The sequence below is a fragment of the Streptomyces sp. NPDC005728 genome, from assembly GCF_040630895.1.
Taxonomy (GTDB): domain Bacteria; phylum Actinomycetota; class Actinomycetes; order Streptomycetales; family Streptomycetaceae; genus Streptomyces.
Genome location: NZ_JBEXYL010000039.1, coordinates 46527 through 61998, shown reverse-complemented (window position 1 = coordinate 61998; position 15472 = coordinate 46527). Strand labels below are relative to the sequence as shown.

Genomic DNA, 15472 nt, shown 5'->3' with positions numbered 1-15472 from the left:
GTGGGTGGACCGCTATCCGCCGGAGCGGCCTCTTTCCAGGAATCCCGGCATCCGCCCGGCCTGCTCCGTGGGGCCGGACCGGACTGCTTGTGCGGCGTCGTCGAGTGCCGGATACGCACCGGGGTGTGAGTCGAGAACGAGCTTGGTGCGTCGAACCGCATCCGGTGAGCCGAGCGCGATTCTGTCCGCGAGGTGGTGTCCCTCGGCGAGGAGATCCTCAGGTTCGACGACCTTGTTGAGCAGGCCCGCGGATGCGGCCTCGATCGGGGTGAGCATGCGCCCGGCAAGGAGCATCTCCTTCGCCAGCAGCTCGCCGACAAGTTCCCGTAATCGCCACATCGTGCCTGCGGCGGCCGCGTTGCCCAGGCTGACCTCCGGGTTGCCGATCCGTGTCCTGGTGGTGCCGAGGCGGAAGTCGCAGGCGTACGCCAACTCCGCGCCAGTGCCCAGTACGTAGCCGTCCGCGAGCGCGATCGTGGGCATCGGCAGCGAACGCACTCGGGCGAATACGGAAGGGTTGACGCATCCGTTGAGGGCGCCTCGATGGCTGCGTCGCGCAAGCTCTCCGACGTCCGCGCCTGCCGCGAAGGTCGCCCCCACGCCCCCGATGAGGAGTACCCGAGGGCTGCGCTCGAGAAATGCGCACACATCGTGGAGCGCTTCGTCGATGGCGAGATTGACGGCGTCGCGCTTGCCCGGCCGGTTGAGGAGAAGGACTGCGCGGTCGTCGTACTCATCGACCACTACTTCATCGGTCGGTCCGATGCTCCGTGCGGTGGTCATCGGCTCACGTGAAGGCGTTGAGGCCGGTCAGGGCACGGCCGACCGAGAGGGCATGTACCTCGACGGTGCCCTCGTAGGTGAGGACCGACTCGAGGTTGTTCGCGTGGCGCAGCGGCGCGTACTCCGTGGTGATGCCGGAGCCGCCGAGGATGGTGCGGCAGGTCCGCGCGATGTCGATCGCTTCGCGGACGTTGTTGAGTTTGCCGACGCTGATCATGGTGGGCGTCAGCGTGCCGGCGTCCTTGGCTCTGCCGAGGTGGACCGCGAGGAGTTGCGCCTTGACGAGCTCGACCGTCATGTCCGCCAGCTTCTGTTGCGTCAGCTGGAATCCGGCGATGGGCCGGTCGAACTGGACACGCGTCAGGGCGTACCGCTGTGCCGATTCGATGCAGTCGCGAGCGGCGCCGACGACACCGCAGACGATGCCGAACCGGGCCTCGTTGAGGGCTCCCAGGGGCCCCGAGAGGCCGTGTGCGTGAGGGAGCATCGCCTCTTGCGGCAGCCGGACGTCGTCGAACGACAGTTCCGAGGTCACGGAGGCGCGCATCGAGAGCTTTCGCTTGACGTCCACCGCGGAGAATCCTGGAGTGCCGGTGGGAACGACGAAGCCTCGTATGCCTTCGTCGGTTCGCGCCCAGACAACCGCGACGTCCGCGATGCCTCCGTTGGTGATCCACATCTTCGAACCGTTGAGGATCCAGTCGGTTCCGTCCCGACGAGCCGTGGTCCTCATACCGGCAGGGTTGCTCCCGAAGTCGGGTTCGGTGAGTCCGAAGCAGCCGATGGCGCGGCCGGCAGCCATCCGGGGCAGCCATTCGAGCTTCTGCTCCTGCGAGCCGTACCGGTGGATGGAGTACATGGCCAGCGACCCTTGGACCGAGACGAAGCTGCGGATGCCGCTGTCAGCCGCTTCGAGCTCCATGCAGGCAAGGCCGTAGCTCATGGCATTCGTCCCGGGGCACTCGTAGCCGGCCAGATGCATGCCGAGCAGGCCGAGGTTGCCGAACTCGACGGCGAGTTCACGGGGAAAGGTGCCCTCGTCGAACCAACGGCCGATGTGGGGCCGGATGTTGTCGTCCGCGAATCGGCGGGTCGTGTCGCGAATCGCGCGTTCCTCCTCGGTGAGGAGGGAGTCGATGTCGAGCAGATCGCCGGCCAGGATCGGGGCGGCGGTTCCCGAGGTCACGGATTTCTCCCATGGTCTGGTGCGCGCGGTGCGCTTGACGGATGTGATGTCGGATGCGGCGAAGGCGGTGAAGCTAGCCCAGATTGCGGTGGCCCCAGGCGCTGATGTGGTCGTACTCGGCCACTTCCCAGTTCTCGTCGACCTCCAAGGCACCCCAGCCGAGCTCGTAGTCGAAACCGCCGGGCGTGGTCGCGTAGAAGGAGAACATGCGGTCGTTCGGGTGGCGGCCCAGGCTTCGCGGAATGCGCAAGTTCGCGTCGAGCGCTCTGTCGAACCCCATCCCGACGGCATCCATGGTGTTGGCCTGGACCATGAAGTGCAGCAGCTGCTTGGAGTATGTGGACCGCGGGGGCCGCTGGACGAGTGCCATCGAGTGGTGACGACGGTTGCAGTGGAGGAAGGCGGCACGCGACTCGCCGTTCGGGGTCTCCTCGTAGGACCCGTCGCTGAGTTCGAAACCCAGGACGTCGAGCCAGAAGTGCTTGGCCTCTTGGAGGTCCTCGACCATCAGCACGGCGTGCCCGATTCCCTGAAGGCCGGTGAGGAACCCGTCGGGCACGGTGGCCGAGTGGAACGGCTGCTTGCACTGAATAGGTGAGTGGGCGAGCTCGACGTGCACACCTCCAGGTGCCTCGAACTGCACGAGGTCCTTCATGGTGCGGCGTTCGCGCAGGGTCTGGTCCGCCGCTCGGACCTCGACACCGGCAGCTTCCACCCGGGCGCGGAGTGCGTCGAAGACCTCGGGGGTGCGCGCGACCAGCCCGATGACGGCCACGTCGTCACGTTCGGAGGGCTGAACCTGGAAGCGGGTGTGCCAGGAGTCCATCCGGTAGTTGCGGGTGCCGTCCTCGTACACGGCTCCCGGCATGAAGCCGATGGTTTCCCGCATGAAGGTGTCCCAGTGGCCGACGTCGGTCGCGTCGATCACCAGGTATCCGAGTTGCAGGTCTTCCTTCACTGTGTGTCTCCCTGTGTTGTCCGGCCGCGCCGGGCTCGGTGGTGGAGTTGTGGGCCGTGGATTCCGCGCCGCTAGAGCCATGGCCCTTGAAGCGCGGCGGCTACCTCCGGTGCCTGGTCGGCATGGAGCTCGGAGGCCAGTACGCGGTCGGGGCGAACCAGCAGGAACGGCGCCCTCGTCCCGACGGCGACGGTGGCATCGAGGTCGGCGAACTCCGGAACCGGGCCGTCGCGCGGCACCTTGTGCGGCGGAAGCAGACGCAGGACCGAGGGGCCCAGCTTGTCGAAGCACGCCGCCACCTCGGGCCATGAGCCGGCCGAGTCCAGCTGGATGAGCGCCCACCCCGGTCCGAGCACGTCATCGAGCGGCTGTTTGTGTCCTCGTGCGTCGATGACCGTGGGCTGGGGAAGGAAGTCACCGACGTCGGCCGCCTTGGTCGGGTTGCAGACGAACCCGGCCGACAGCTTTGCCGGCTTGACCCACTTCATCGACCCGAGCCACTGCCTGGCGGGCGGCGCGAACCTCGCGGCCGCGAACAGCGCGTCGCGGACGCGGGCGCGGTGGCGGCTCGAAGTCATGATCAGCCGGCCCATTCGGTGGGACAGACGCACCATGTCGGCAGCGTGGGGTCGACGCTCGGCGTCATAGGTGTCCAGCAGCGACTGGTCGGCCTCGCCGTGTACGACCGCGGCGAGCTTCCAGGACAGGTTCCGCGCGTCACGCAAACCTGTGTTCAGACCCTGGCCGGCGAACGGCGGCATGAGGTGAGCGGCATCGCCGGCCAGCAGGACCCGCCCCGAGCGCCACCGGGCGGCCACCAACTGGTGTGCGACGTAGACGGCCTTCCTGCGTACCTCCCCGGGCTCCAGACCGATCCGGTACGGAGCACAGAGCCGCTGAAGGAACGAGTGCGCGAGAACCTCGTCCTTGTCCTCCCCGTCGAAGAGCATGAACTCATAGCGACAGCGGCCGTTCGCCCCGGGGACGATGATCGTCGGGCGGCGTGGGTCGCAGTGGAAGGAGGCGCGCCGCTGGTCATGCGGGTCGTTCTCGACGTCGAGAACGATCCACGGCTCCTGTTGGGAGGAACCTTCCATATCGATTCCCAGCTGGTTGCGCACTGTGCTGCGTCCACCGTCGCACCCGACGACCCACGGGACCCGGACACCGAATTCTCCACGCGGACCGGTGATCCGCAACTCGACGTGAGCCTTGTCCTGCCGCAGCGCTGAGACCTGGCACCCGAAAGCCAGAGTGACGTTCCCTCTGCCCTCGGCGCCCTTCAGCAGTGCCTGCTGAAGCCCGGGCTGGTCGAAGAAGCTCTTCTGCGGGTGTCCGTACCGTGGGGCGGAGGGCTGAACGACGACAAGGGGCTGACCGCGTCGTCCGAAGTAGCTGGAAGCCGCGTTCCAGACGAGGTCCGGCGCGATCTCCTCGGACAGCCCGAGCGCCTGGAGCGTCCGTAGCGATTCATCGACGAGGCTGACGGCCCGCGGCTCATCGGCGCAGGACTGCTCAGCCTCGACCACCAGCACGCGGACGTCCTGGTCGGCAAGCAGGCAGGCAACCGCGAGCCCGACAGGGCCGGCCCCGACCACGACGGCGTCGTGGTCGCCCTCCGCGCGGACACCGTCGATTTCGGCCCGGCGTGTCCGGGGCCGGTTCTCGATCATCCACGCCTCCTGTGTGACGGCAGGGTCACGTTCTCCACAGCGATCCTTACAGTCGTCGAGACTTGAATCAAGAGTCGTTTCCTTATTGACGAGTCGTTTCTTCGTATTCAAAGATGTGGCCCCAGACACTCCAAGAGGGCAAAGGACTAGACCAACCGTGAAACTGCTGACCTACCGCGTTGAAGACGACGTTCGATTCGGCGTCCTGCGTGACGACGGCCTGGTGGACATCTCGACACGACTCGAAGGACTCGACTCGATCCGGACAGTCCTGGAGAACGCTGCCCTGGCCGCTGTCGCAGACGCCGCCGCGACGGCCGAGACCGCAGACCGCAAGCTCGAGGATGTCGAGCTCCTGCCCGTGGTCCCGAACCCGGGCAAGATCCTGTGCGCCGGCGTGAACTACCGCGCACACCGTGACGAGGCCGGCCGTAGCGAGGCCACGCACCCCACGATCTTCACCAGGTTCGCCGACTCCCAGATCGGGCACAACGCTCCCGCGCTCCGGCCCCCCGCGAGCGACCGATTCGACTACGAGGGCGAGCTGGCGGTCGTCATCGGCAAGGCCGGAGCGGCCATCGCCCCGGAGGACGCGATGGCCCACGTCGCCGGGTACGCCTGCTACAACGATTTCTCCGTCCGCGACTGGCAGCGCCACACGACCCAGTGGACGCCCGGCAAGAACTTCCCCGGCACCGGAGCGTTCGGGCCGCAGCTCGTCACCGCCGACGAGGTGGCGAGCCTCGACGTTCTGAAGATCCAGACCAGGGTCAACGGGGACGTCCGGCAGTCGGCGACGATCGCGGACCTGATCTTCTCCGTCCCGGCCCTTGTCGGCTACATCTCCACGTTCACGCCTCTGGCGCCCGGCGACGTGATCGTGACCGGCACCCCCGGCGGTGTCGGCATGTTCCGCGAGCCGCCGGAGTTCCTCCACGACGGTGACCTGGTCGAGGTCGAGATCGACGGCATCGGCCTCCTGGTCAACAAGGTGGTCGTCGCGTAGCGATGGACACGCTTCTCACGATCCTGGTCAGCGGTGCCGCGGTCGGCAGCCTGTACGCGCTCATTGCATTCGGGTATGCCTTGGTGTTCAAGGCCTCCCACACCATCAACCTGGCCGCCGGTGCCCTGGTCGTGCTCGGCGGGTACACCGCCTACGAGATCGGCGCCCACGGCCTCGGTGCACCCTTCACGCTCTCCACCCTGTGCGCGGTCGCTCTCACGTGCGCCGGGGGCTGGCTCGCCTATCGCCTGATCGCGCGCCCGCTCCTGGGCGCGACGCCGGACGCTGTTCTCGTCGCGACCATCGGGTTCGACCTGGCGCTGCGGTCCCTCATGACGAGTCGTGAGAAGTGGACGTTGAACAGTCTGGAGGTCGGTTCCCCGTGGACGAACTCGGTGTCGCTGTTCCACCACTTGGTCGCGGTCTCCGACCTGTGGATCGTGGCGATCGCCGCGGTGGTACTCGCCGCGCTGGGCGCGGTGGTGACCTGGACCCGGTTCGGGCTGAACATGAGGGCCTGCGCGGAGGATCCTGAGGCAGCTCAGGCCCAAGGAATCTCGCTGCGCCGCAACCTCGCCGCGGTCTGGCTGATCGCCGCCGCCCTGGCAGGCCTGGTCGGCGTCCTCGTCGGCACCTCCCCGCGCACGCTGGACCAGTCCAACTTCACCTGGGCGCTCCGCGCGCTCCCCGCCGTCGCACTCGGCGGAATGGACTCGCTGCGCGGCGCCGTGATGGGCGGCCTGATCGTCGGCTACGCCGAAGCCGTCTCCAGCGCATGGCAGCCGGAGGTGCTCGGGCAGGGCTATCAGCTCGTCGTTCCCTACGCGCTGATGCTGGTCGTCCTTCTCGTACGGCCGCAAGGGCTCCTGGGGAGCCGGGAGGTGTCGCGGGTATGACGACCAGTTCACAGGGCGCGAGCTCGCGCCCGGCAACTTCGAATGGCAACCAGATGACTGCCATGTCTTCGAGCACACCCTCACCCGAGGGGCCGGGTGGCGACAACACCGGCGCCACCCCGAGCACCGGCAAGCGACGCACCCGGATTCCGCGGCCTCCGGCGCGTACCGCGAAACTGATCGCGCTCATCGCGATTCTTTTCGCAGTCGCCGTCCACGGGCCCGGCGAAGTCATGACCGTCGCCACCACCGCGGCCATCTTCGGCATCGCCGGCATCGGACTGACCGTGCTCGCCGGACCGACGCGCATCGTCAACCTCGGCTCGTCCTGTTTCATCGGCGTCGGTGCCTTCACCACCGCGTACGTCAACAACGTCTACGCACCCAACTTCCTGATCTCGCTGTCGGCCGCAGCGGCCGTCTGCCTGGTTCTCGGCTGGGCGGTCGCCCCCATCGCCAGCCGGCTGGCCGGGGTCTACATCGCGGTCATCACGGTGGGCCTGGCGTTCCTGGGGCAGCACGTGTTCCGGATCGCCGACGGCTGGACCGGCGGTACCGTCGGAGTCCTGCTCACCGACATCCCGTTCTTCGGAGCGAACCTCGCGGGGCCCGCTCAGTTCGGGAACCTGGTGATCGAGCGGTCCCTCGCGTACTTCCTCCTGTGCTCGGTCGTCCTGGCGCTCTGCGTCATCGCCTCGACTCGGCTGCTGGACTCGCGGATCGGCCGCGCACTGCACGTGGTGGGAACTTCGAGCATCACCGCCCGCAGCTTCGGCATCAATCCAGCCCGGTACCGCGGCACCGCACTCGTCTTCTCGGCCGTGCTCTGCGGACTCGCCGGCGGCCTTCTGGCCGGACAGCAATCGTTCGTCTCATGGGAACAGTTCGACATGCTGATGTCGGTTGACCTGATCGCGGTCATCGTTCTCGGCGGCATGGGATCGGTCTACGGAGCCGTCATCGGTGCGGCCGTCCTCTACTCCCTGCCCCAGATCGTCGAAGCGCTCGCCCCGTACCTGCCGTACGTCACCGTCGGCCCGAGCGGCAACGGGCTCTCGCCCGAACAGTTCACGGCTGTCGTCTACGGCGCCGCTCTGGTCGTCGTCATGGTTCTCGAGCCGCGTGGTCTGGCGACACTCGCGAGCCGAATCGCCGAACGCATTCGTACCCGAGCAGTACTCATCCGAAAGGAAACAAACCGATGAGAAGAAGTGTCAGACCCGCGTACCTCGCGGTGACGCTCGCCGGAGCGCTCACGCTCGCGGCGTGTGGCGGCGTGAACTCGGCCGGCAAGAGCACCAAGACGACGGACACCGAGTCCGCCGCCTGCTCCCAGAGCGTCGGCATCACCGACAAGGAGATCAAGCTCGGGGTCCTCAGCGACCTTTCGGGACCCGTCGCCGCCGGCGGCGTGCCGTTCTCCCAGGGCGTCCAGGCCTTCTTCGACTACGCGAACAGCGAACTCGGCGGAGTCGACGGCCGCAAGATCGACGTGGTCGTCAAGGACCACGGCTACGACCCGCAGAAGGCGGTTCAGGCCTACCGTGAACTGAACTCGCAGGTGGCCGGCATACCGCTGAGCTTCGGCACCCCGACCACCAGCGCGGTCGCCGCGCAGATCGGCAACGACTGTATGCCGCTGGTGGCCAACACCGGCTCCGAAGAGGACCAGAAGGACGGCGTCTACTTCTCCGGCTCCACCTACGAGGACAACACGCTCAACGCCATCGACTGGTACATAAAGGACGGGCACCACAAGAACCCGCGGGTCGCCCTGTTCTACCAGGCCGACTCCCTTGGACAGGGCGCCCTCTCGGCACTCGAGTTCGCATCGAAGAAGCGCGGATTCAAGATCGTGTCCAAGCAGTCCTACGCCCCGACCGACAAGTCCTTCTCCGGTCAGCTGGCCGGCATCAAGGCGTCGAAGCCCGACGTCGTCGTCATGGCGAGCACCGTCGGAGCGACCTTCGGCTTCTACGGCGAGGCCACCGCGGCCGGCGCCAAGTGGGACTGGCTCGGTCTGCAGCCCAGCTTCGCGCCCGCGGTCTTCGACCTGCCGTTCTCCAAGGCGTTCCAGAAGAACTTCACCATTGCCTACGGGGGACCGGTCGCCGCGCTCGGCGGCAAGCAGATCGACCTGGCGCGCAAGACGCTGAAGAAGAAGTTCCCGGAGGCGGTCGACAACCCGCCCGCTCTCATCGGCTGGACCGGTGCATACATGTTCTACAGCGCGATGAAGGCCGCGAGCGAGGACGGGAAGCTGACCCGCGGGTCCATCGGCAACGCGCTCTCCAGACTCGACGTTCCCACGGGCGGCCTCGGACCGGAGCGATTCAAGTTCGACCCGAAGTCGCTGACTCCCGGCGTGCCGGACCACTCCGACACGATCGTGACCGCCGACCGGAAGACCGAGGGATCCCTCAAGGTCGTCAAGTCCTGGTCCGCCTCCGACCTGGTCGACGAGTACTACCGGTCCCACAAGTAGCCTGACTCAGCAAGGGAGAAGGACCGTGACCGCAAGCGTCCTGACCGTACGTGGACTGCAGGTCCGCTACGGAGGCTCGATCCGGGCATTGGAAGATGTAGACCTGTCCGTCGAAGCCGGCCAGACCGTGGCCCTCCTCGGCGCGAACGGCGCAGGGAAGACCACACTGCTGCGGACCGTGTCCGGACTGCTCGCCCACCACGGTGGATGCGTCACCAGCGGATCCATTGAACTGTTCGGCTCCCGACTGCCGCAGGGCAACCCCGCTGCGGCGGTCGGAGCCGGACTGACCCAGGTGATGGAGGGCCGTCGGCTGTTCAGGCACCTGACAGTCGAGGAGAACGTCCGGCTCGGCGCAGCCACCCTCCCCCGGGCGGAAGCCCACAAGCGCGCCGAGGACATGTTCGAACGTTTCCCTCTGCTCCGAGAACGCCGTGCCGAACCCGCCGGCCTCCTCTCCGGCGGCCAGCAGCAGACCGTCGCCATCGCACGCGCGCTGGTGAGCTCACCGAGGCTGCTGGTCCTGGACGAACCAAGTCTCGGCCTCTCACCGGTGGCCATCCAGCAGGTCCGCGCCGTACTCGAGGAACTGAAGCGCGACGGTCTGACGCTGCTGCTCGTGGAACAGAACGTCGAGCTCGCCCTGCAACTCGCCGACCACGCCTACGTCATGCAGCGCGGGCGCGTCATCGCCTCCGGTACCACGGCAGAACTCGGCAAGAGCTCAAGCGTCAAAGACCTGTACTTGGGCGACGGCCGGAGCGAACTCGTGCCGTCCGCCCCCAGGCGAGCCGAACGCGATGAAAAGGTGGGCCTTCCATGGATGCAGTGACCACAACGTCCGACCCGATTCTCTCCATCGACGAACTGAACCTGTCGTTCGGCGGCAACCACGTCCTCCGAGACGTGACGTTCCACGTGCCCAAAGCCCAGGTCCTGGCCCTCATCGGCCCGAACGGTGCAGGGAAGACCTCCTTGCTGAACGTACTGACCCGGGTCTACACACCCGACAGCGGAACCGTCGTCCTCCATCGCCCCGACGCCGAACCGGTGTCGTTGCTCGAGGCACGTCCACACGACCTGGTCGGACTCGGGGTGGCGAGGACCTTCCAGAACCTCCAGCTCATCCCCGGTCTCTCCGCGCTCGACAACGTACTCATCGGACGCCACTGGCAGATGAACACAGGCGTCGTCGGCGCCATGACCCGCACGCCACGCGTGCGGAGTCAGGACAAGGCTCACCGGCGGGTGTGTCTGGAAACGCTCGAGTTCCTGGACCTCGCGGAGTTCGCGCGTCGCGACATCGCGACCCTCCCCTACGGAGTGAACAAGCGCATCGAACTCGCCCGCGCACTCGCGACGAAGCCGCGCCTGCTGCTCCTGGACGAACCGGCTGCCGGTCTCAACGACGAGGAGACCGAGGAAATGGCATGCGTCATGCGGCTCATCCGCGAAGAAGGGAGCTGCACGCAGGTTCTCGTCGAGCACGACATGAACATGGTGATGTCGACAGCCGACTCGCTCGTAGTACTGAATTTCGGTGAGGTGCTCACCACAGGAACACCCGATGAGGTCCGCAATCACCCCGAAGTGATGGCCGCGTATCTGGGTGTCGCGCTGACCGAATCATGAAGCCTCGCGATGAATCACCCCCGGGAATCCGTCGGCGCATTCTTTTCAATGCATCGGGTGACGAGCTCGGCCACGCGTTTCACCGCCGGCGAGACTTCGGCCCTGCGGGCCATGGCGAGGTCGATGGTCGTCGGCGCGGCCAGTGCGACATAGGCCACGCCGTCGAGGTTCAGGCTCCGCACCGGCTCCGGCACCAGGGCGACACCGAGGCCGGCTGAGACGAACACGACCAACGTCGCCGTCTCACCCACCTCCAGGCACTTCTTCGGTGTGAATCCCGCGTGCGCGCAGGCTTCGAGCACCTTGGCGTGCATCGAGGAGCGGCTCGCCGACGGATGGATGACAAAGGTCTCCTCGGCGAGAGCCGCCAACTCGATGCGGCGGCGGTGCGCGAGAGGGTGGTCGGCGGGCAGGACCGCGACCAGCTTCTCGGTGCGCACGGTATGGACCAACAGGCCTGGCGTGCGGAGCCCCTCGGGTCGCAACATCGCGAGGTCGTAGGTGCGATCCACCAGGCCGTCGACGAGCTGTGGTGTGAGGAGTTCACCACGCAGGACGAGCTCGACGTCCGGAAGTTCACGGCTGACCTCGCGCGCGACACGGGGGAGGACGTCGTACGTGGCAGTCCCCACGAACCCCATGGCGACACGGCCGGCCTTTCCCTGAGCGAGCAGGCCCATTTCGTCAGTGACCCGTTCGACGGCCTCGAGCAGATCGCGCGCGTGCTCCAGGAACCTGAGCCCGGCCTCGGTGAGTTCCACCCGCCTGCTCGTGCGCGTGAAAAGGCTCAGGCCGACCTGGCGCTCGAGTTGCTTGATCTGCTGCGACAACGCCGGCTGCGCAATGTGCAGGCGTTCGGCCGCGCGCCCGAAGTGCCTTTCCTGGGCCACCTCGAGAAACGACCGCAGCTGACGAATTTCCATGCACACAGACTATCAATCATTGCCAATTATGTATTGGCCCGCGCTAGGTCCACTTGCCTAGCCTTGCCCTATGAAATCCGCATACTTGTACGCCGCCACCCGCACACCATTCGGCCGCTTCGGAGGCGCACTTGCTGCCGCCCGCCGGGACGACCTGTCGGCAACCGTCATGTCCGGAGCACTCGCACAGGTACCGGGCCTCGCGCCGGAGGCCGTAGAGGACGTCTACTGGGGCTGTGCGAACCAAGCCGGTGAGGACAACAGGAACGTCGGCCGGATGGGGGTACTTCTCGCAGGACTCCCCGTCGAGGTGCCTGCCACGACGGTGAACCGGCTCTGCGGTTCCTCGCTCGACGCCGCGATGTCGGCCTCCCGGGCCATCGAGTGCGGGGACGCCGATGTCGTCCTGTGCGGTGGAGTGGAGTCGATGACCAGAGCGCCTTGGGTCCTGCCGAAGCCGTCACGCGCGTTCCCCGCCGGGAACACGACCGCGGTCTCGACCGCGCTCGGCTGGCGGCTCGTCAACGACAGGATGCCCGCGGAGTGGACGGTCTCCCTCGGCGAGGCCAACGAGCTGCTCGGCGAACGGTTCGGCATCTCGCGTGAGCGGCAGGACGACTTTGCGGTCGCCTCGCACAACCTGGCTGACGCAGCCTGGTCCGCGGGGTTCTACGACGATCTGGTGGTCCCGGTCGCCGGCATCGATCTCGGGCGGGACGAGGGCATCCGGCCGGGGTCGAACACGCGGACACTGGCAGGGCTGAAGCCTTCCTTCCAGCCTGACGGCACCATCACCGCGGGCAACGCTTCGCCGCTGAGCGACGGTGCCTCCGCCGTTCTCCTGGGGTCCCCGGACGCGGCCGGCGTCATCGGCTCGGCACCCTTGGCCCGCATAGCGGGCCGCGGAGTGGTCGCGGTGGATCCCCCGCAGTTCGGGTACGCCCCCGTCGAAGCTGCCGGGCGAGCACTGAAGCAGGCCGGGGTGACGTGGGCCGAAGTCGACGCCGTGGAGCTGAACGAGGCGTTCGCCGTGCAGTCCATCGCATGCGTCGACGCGTGGCTCGAGTCCGGACTGCGCGATGCGGCCCTGGTCAACGCCATGGGCGGGGCCATCGCCATCGGCCATCCGCTCGGCGCGTCCGGCGGCCGCGTACTCGGGACCTTGGCAAAGCGGCTACGAGAGTCCGGCGGCCGCTACGGCGTCGCGGCCATCTGCATAGGCGTCGGCCAAGGCCTCGCCGTCGTGCTGGAGAACGTCGCGTGAGCGCCATGATCTGCGCCGACCCGGTCGAAGCGGTGGCCGGCGTCGAAGACGGGTCCACGGTTCTCATCAGCGGCTTCGGGCTGGCGGGCATGCCGGTCGCGCTCATCGACGCGCTCATCGATCAGGGCGCCCGGGACCTGACCGTGGTGTGCAACAACGCCGGCAACGGCGACACCGGTCTCGCCGCCCTCCTCGCGCAGGGACGCGTCACCAAGGTCGTCTGCTCATTCCCCAGGCAGGCGGACTCCTGGGTCTTCGACGACCTGTACCGCGCCCGGAAGGTGGAGCTCGAGCTCGTGCCCCAGGGGAATCTCGCGGAAAGACTGCGAGCGGCAGGAGCCGGCATCGGTGCCTTCTTCAGTCCCACCGGCGTCGGCACACCCCTCGCCGACGGCAAGGAGATCCGCGAGATCGACGGTCGGCACTACGCGCTCGAGTACCCGATCAAGGGCGACGTGGCGCTCATCGGCGCCCATCGCGCCGACCGCCTGGGAAACGTCGTCTACAGGAAGACCGCACGAAACTTCGGTCCGGTGATGGCCACCGCGGCGGGTCTCACGATCGTGCAGGTCCGCGAAATCGTCGAACCGGGCCGGTTGGACCCGGAGTCGGTCATCACCCCGAGCATCTATGTCGACAGGCTGGTGGCGGTATGAGCGGCGGACCTCTGACCAAGCTCCAGATGGCAGCTCGGGTCGCACACGACATTCCGTCAGGCGCGTACGTCAACCTGGGCATCGGTCAGCCGACGTTGATCGCCGACTACCTTCCGGCCGACTCCGGCGTATCCCTCCACACCGAGAACGGGATGCTGAACATGGGCCGCGCCGCCATCGGCGACGAGACCGACCACGACCTCGTCAACGCCGGAAAGATCCCGGTCACCGAACTGCCGGGTGCGTCGTACTTCCATCACGCGGACTCCTTCGCGATGATGCGCGGCGGCCACCTGGACGTCTGCGTCCTCGGCGCGTTCCAGGTATCGCCCAAGGGCGACCTCGCGAACTGGCACACGGGCGAGCCCGATGCCGTGCCGGCCGTCGGAGGCGCCATGGACCTGGCCATAGGTGCCAAAAGCGTGTTCGTGATGATGACGCTGTTCACGAAGGGCGGAAGACCGAAGCTCGTGCCGGAGTGCACCTACCCACTGACCGGGCTTGCCTGCGTGTCGAGGGTCTACACCGACCTGGCCGTCTTCGAGCTCGACAAGACCGGGACCGCGACGGTTCTCGAGACCTACGGCATCACGTTCGACGAACTCTCCGAACGCCTGGAGGTGCCGCTGCGCGCGCAGTGACCAAGCGGAGCCGACCGGCATGATTCACCCCTGCCTCGCACGCAGGGGAGTGCCGGCTGCGATGCAGGCCGGCTCGAAAGGCAGCATTCTCGGGCCGGCCGTCCACCCCCCGACGCTCGAGCGATCCATGTGCCGGTCGGTCTCACATGACGTCCGCACAGGGGGGACAGGTCCTGCCGGTCGGAGGGAACCACCGGCCCCCGGGCCATCAGGACGTCGTGGGTCAGCACGATTTCCGACTTGATTGATATCTATCTCATCTTTGATTAAGCCATCAGTCACTGTCAGGATGACAGGTACACAAGTGGGTTCGCCCATAACCGAACAGTGACGGAGGGTCTGCATCATGAGCGAGGTCTGGGCCGCTGGAATTCACAAACTCGGTGAGGCGCCTCGCCCAACCGCCGTTCCCGCGCCGGCCCCAACCGCCGACACCGTGCCCATCGAGGTTCATGCCGCCGGCTTCAATCCTGTCGACAAGCTCATCACCTCCGGCAACTGGTACGGCGGAAACCCGCCGTTGCCCTCGATTCCCGGCCGCGAAGCCGTCGGTGTCGTACAGGCGGACCGGGGCGAGTGGAAGGCCGGTGACCGCGTGTACTTCCGCATGCCCGCGAACGCGCCGGGCACCATGGCGCAGACCGTGAACGCCGCCATCGCGAGCCTCATCCGTGCTCCGTCCGACCTCGACTCGACCACTGCCGCGGCGATCGGATTCGCCGGCACGACCGCGTCTCTGGCCCTCCTGGAACGCGGGGGGTTGGTCCCGGCCGAAACCGTGGTCGTCCTGGGCTCGACCGGCGCGGTCGGACGATGCGCGGTGCACGTCGCGCTCGAGCACGGGGCCCGCCGCGTCATCGCAGTGAGCCGGACGGGCTCGGAGGACTTTGGAGCGGCCCTCCTTGACGCGGGCCGAGTGGTCCCCGTGACACTGCCTGGCGCCGACGGTGTCCCTGGTCTCGATGAGCGCATTCTCGAAGCGGCGGGCGCACCCGTCGACTTGGTTGTCGATCTGCTCTGGGGAGCGCCCGCCGGCGCCGCCCTCTCCACGCTGGGGGCCGGGGGTCGGCTTGTGAACGTGGGAGCCAGTGCTGGTGCGGAGCTGATCCTGCGTAGCGAGACCATGCGGTCGAAGCCGGCCGAGATCCGAGGTCACACCAACGCCCAGTACTCCCCGGCGACTTTCAACACGCACTGCAAGAGCATTTTCGAGCTTGCCTCTCAAGGAGGTCTGAGCCTCCCGACAGTGGTCTACAAGCTTGAGGACGTCGCTGAGGCGTGGCACCGGATGGACCGGTCGCCGCGCGCAAAGACAGTGGTCACCTTCGAGCACTGACACCCCGCTGACACCCCGCGAGACGTTCGCGGT

Annotated in this window: 15 protein-coding genes; 10 read left to right on the top strand and 5 right to left on the bottom strand. The window is 67.2% G+C overall.

From position 1 onward, the window contains the following. Positions 1-12: 12 nt before the first annotated feature. From ABZ471_RS25440 to ABZ471_RS25425, 4 genes are all read right to left on the bottom strand, one after another. Positions 13-783 (bottom strand): enoyl-CoA hydratase/isomerase family protein, encoded by a 771-nt coding sequence (locus tag ABZ471_RS25440; RefSeq protein ID WP_359069222.1) that lies wholly within the window; start codon positions 781-783, stop codon positions 13-15. Between the two features lie 4 nt (positions 784-787). Next, entirely contained in the window at positions 788-1969 is a 1182-nt protein-coding gene (locus tag ABZ471_RS25435) for an acyl-CoA dehydrogenase family protein (RefSeq protein ID WP_359069221.1), read from the bottom strand. A gap of 73 nt (positions 1970-2042) precedes the next feature. Continuing rightward, positions 2043-2927: a VOC family protein gene (locus ABZ471_RS25430; RefSeq protein WP_359069220.1), complete on the bottom strand. Its 885-nt coding sequence runs from the start codon at positions 2925-2927 to the stop codon at positions 2043-2045. A 71-nt stretch (positions 2928-2998) separates the two neighbouring features. Then, positions 2999-4600, bottom strand: a complete 1602-nt coding sequence (locus tag ABZ471_RS25425) for a bifunctional 3-(3-hydroxy-phenyl)propionate/3-hydroxycinnamic acid hydroxylase (protein ID WP_359069219.1) — start codon at positions 4598-4600, stop codon at positions 2999-3001. A 157-nt stretch (positions 4601-4757) separates the two neighbouring features. Between ABZ471_RS25425 and ABZ471_RS25420 the strand changes: the two genes are divergently transcribed. The 6 genes from ABZ471_RS25420 to ABZ471_RS25395 all read left to right on the top strand — a co-directional run bounded on the left by ABZ471_RS25420 (position 4758) and on the right by ABZ471_RS25395 (position 10619). Further along, complete coding sequence (locus tag ABZ471_RS25420; protein ID WP_359069218.1) at positions 4758-5606, top strand: fumarylacetoacetate hydrolase family protein; 849 nt, start codon at positions 4758-4760, stop codon at positions 5604-5606. Between the two features lie 2 nt (positions 5607-5608). After that, complete coding sequence (locus tag ABZ471_RS25415; RefSeq protein WP_359069216.1) at positions 5609-6502, top strand: branched-chain amino acid ABC transporter permease; 894 nt, start codon at positions 5609-5611, stop codon at positions 6500-6502. Positions 6503-6564: 62 nt separating this feature from the next. Continuing rightward, positions 6565-7707 (top strand): branched-chain amino acid ABC transporter permease, encoded by a 1143-nt coding sequence (locus tag ABZ471_RS25410; RefSeq protein ID WP_359069215.1) that lies wholly within the window; start codon positions 6565-6567, stop codon positions 7705-7707. Further along, a complete protein-coding gene (locus ABZ471_RS25405; protein WP_359069213.1) occupies positions 7704-8987 on the top strand; it encodes an ABC transporter substrate-binding protein in 1284 nt (427 codons plus the stop codon). Before ABZ471_RS25410 ends, ABZ471_RS25405 begins: the two co-directional genes overlap by 4 nt. A 25-nt stretch (positions 8988-9012) precedes the next feature. Continuing rightward, positions 9013-9819 (top strand): ABC transporter ATP-binding protein, encoded by an 807-nt coding sequence (locus ABZ471_RS25400; protein ID WP_359069211.1) that lies wholly within the window; start codon positions 9013-9015, stop codon positions 9817-9819. Continuing rightward, positions 9807-10619 carry an ABC transporter ATP-binding protein gene (locus ABZ471_RS25395; protein WP_359069209.1) on the top strand — a complete coding sequence of 271 codons (813 nt, stop codon included), beginning with the start codon at positions 9807-9809 and terminating at the stop codon, positions 10617-10619. Before ABZ471_RS25400 ends, ABZ471_RS25395 begins: the two co-directional genes overlap by 13 nt. Positions 10620-10633: 14 nt before the next feature. Here ABZ471_RS25395 and ABZ471_RS25390 read toward each other — a convergent pair whose 3' ends face one another. Next, positions 10634-11542, bottom strand: coding sequence for a LysR substrate-binding domain-containing protein (locus ABZ471_RS25390; RefSeq protein WP_359069207.1), 909 nt, complete (start codon positions 11540-11542; stop codon positions 10634-10636). A 70-nt stretch (positions 11543-11612) separates the two neighbouring features. Between ABZ471_RS25390 and ABZ471_RS25385 the strand changes: the two genes are divergently transcribed. The 4 genes from ABZ471_RS25385 (at position 11613) to ABZ471_RS25370 (ending at position 15439) form a co-directional block, all read left to right on the top strand. Further along, the gene (locus tag ABZ471_RS25385; RefSeq protein WP_359069206.1) at positions 11613-12806 is read left to right on the top strand and encodes a thiolase family protein; all 1194 of its coding nucleotides are present in this window, start codon (positions 11613-11615) and stop codon (positions 12804-12806) included. 5 nt (positions 12807-12811) lie between these two features. Beyond that, positions 12812-13462 carry a 3-oxoacid CoA-transferase subunit A gene (locus tag ABZ471_RS25380; RefSeq protein WP_359069250.1) on the top strand — a complete coding sequence of 217 codons (651 nt, stop codon included), beginning with the start codon at positions 12812-12814 and terminating at the stop codon, positions 13460-13462. Beyond that, entirely contained in the window at positions 13459-14103 is a 645-nt protein-coding gene (locus ABZ471_RS25375; RefSeq protein ID WP_359069204.1) for a 3-oxoacid CoA-transferase subunit B, read from the top strand. Before ABZ471_RS25380 ends, ABZ471_RS25375 begins: the two co-directional genes overlap by 4 nt. A gap of 346 nt (positions 14104-14449) precedes the next feature. After that, entirely contained in the window at positions 14450-15439 is a 990-nt protein-coding gene (locus ABZ471_RS25370; protein WP_359069202.1) for a zinc-binding alcohol dehydrogenase family protein, read from the top strand. Positions 15440-15472: the final 33 nt, after the last annotated feature.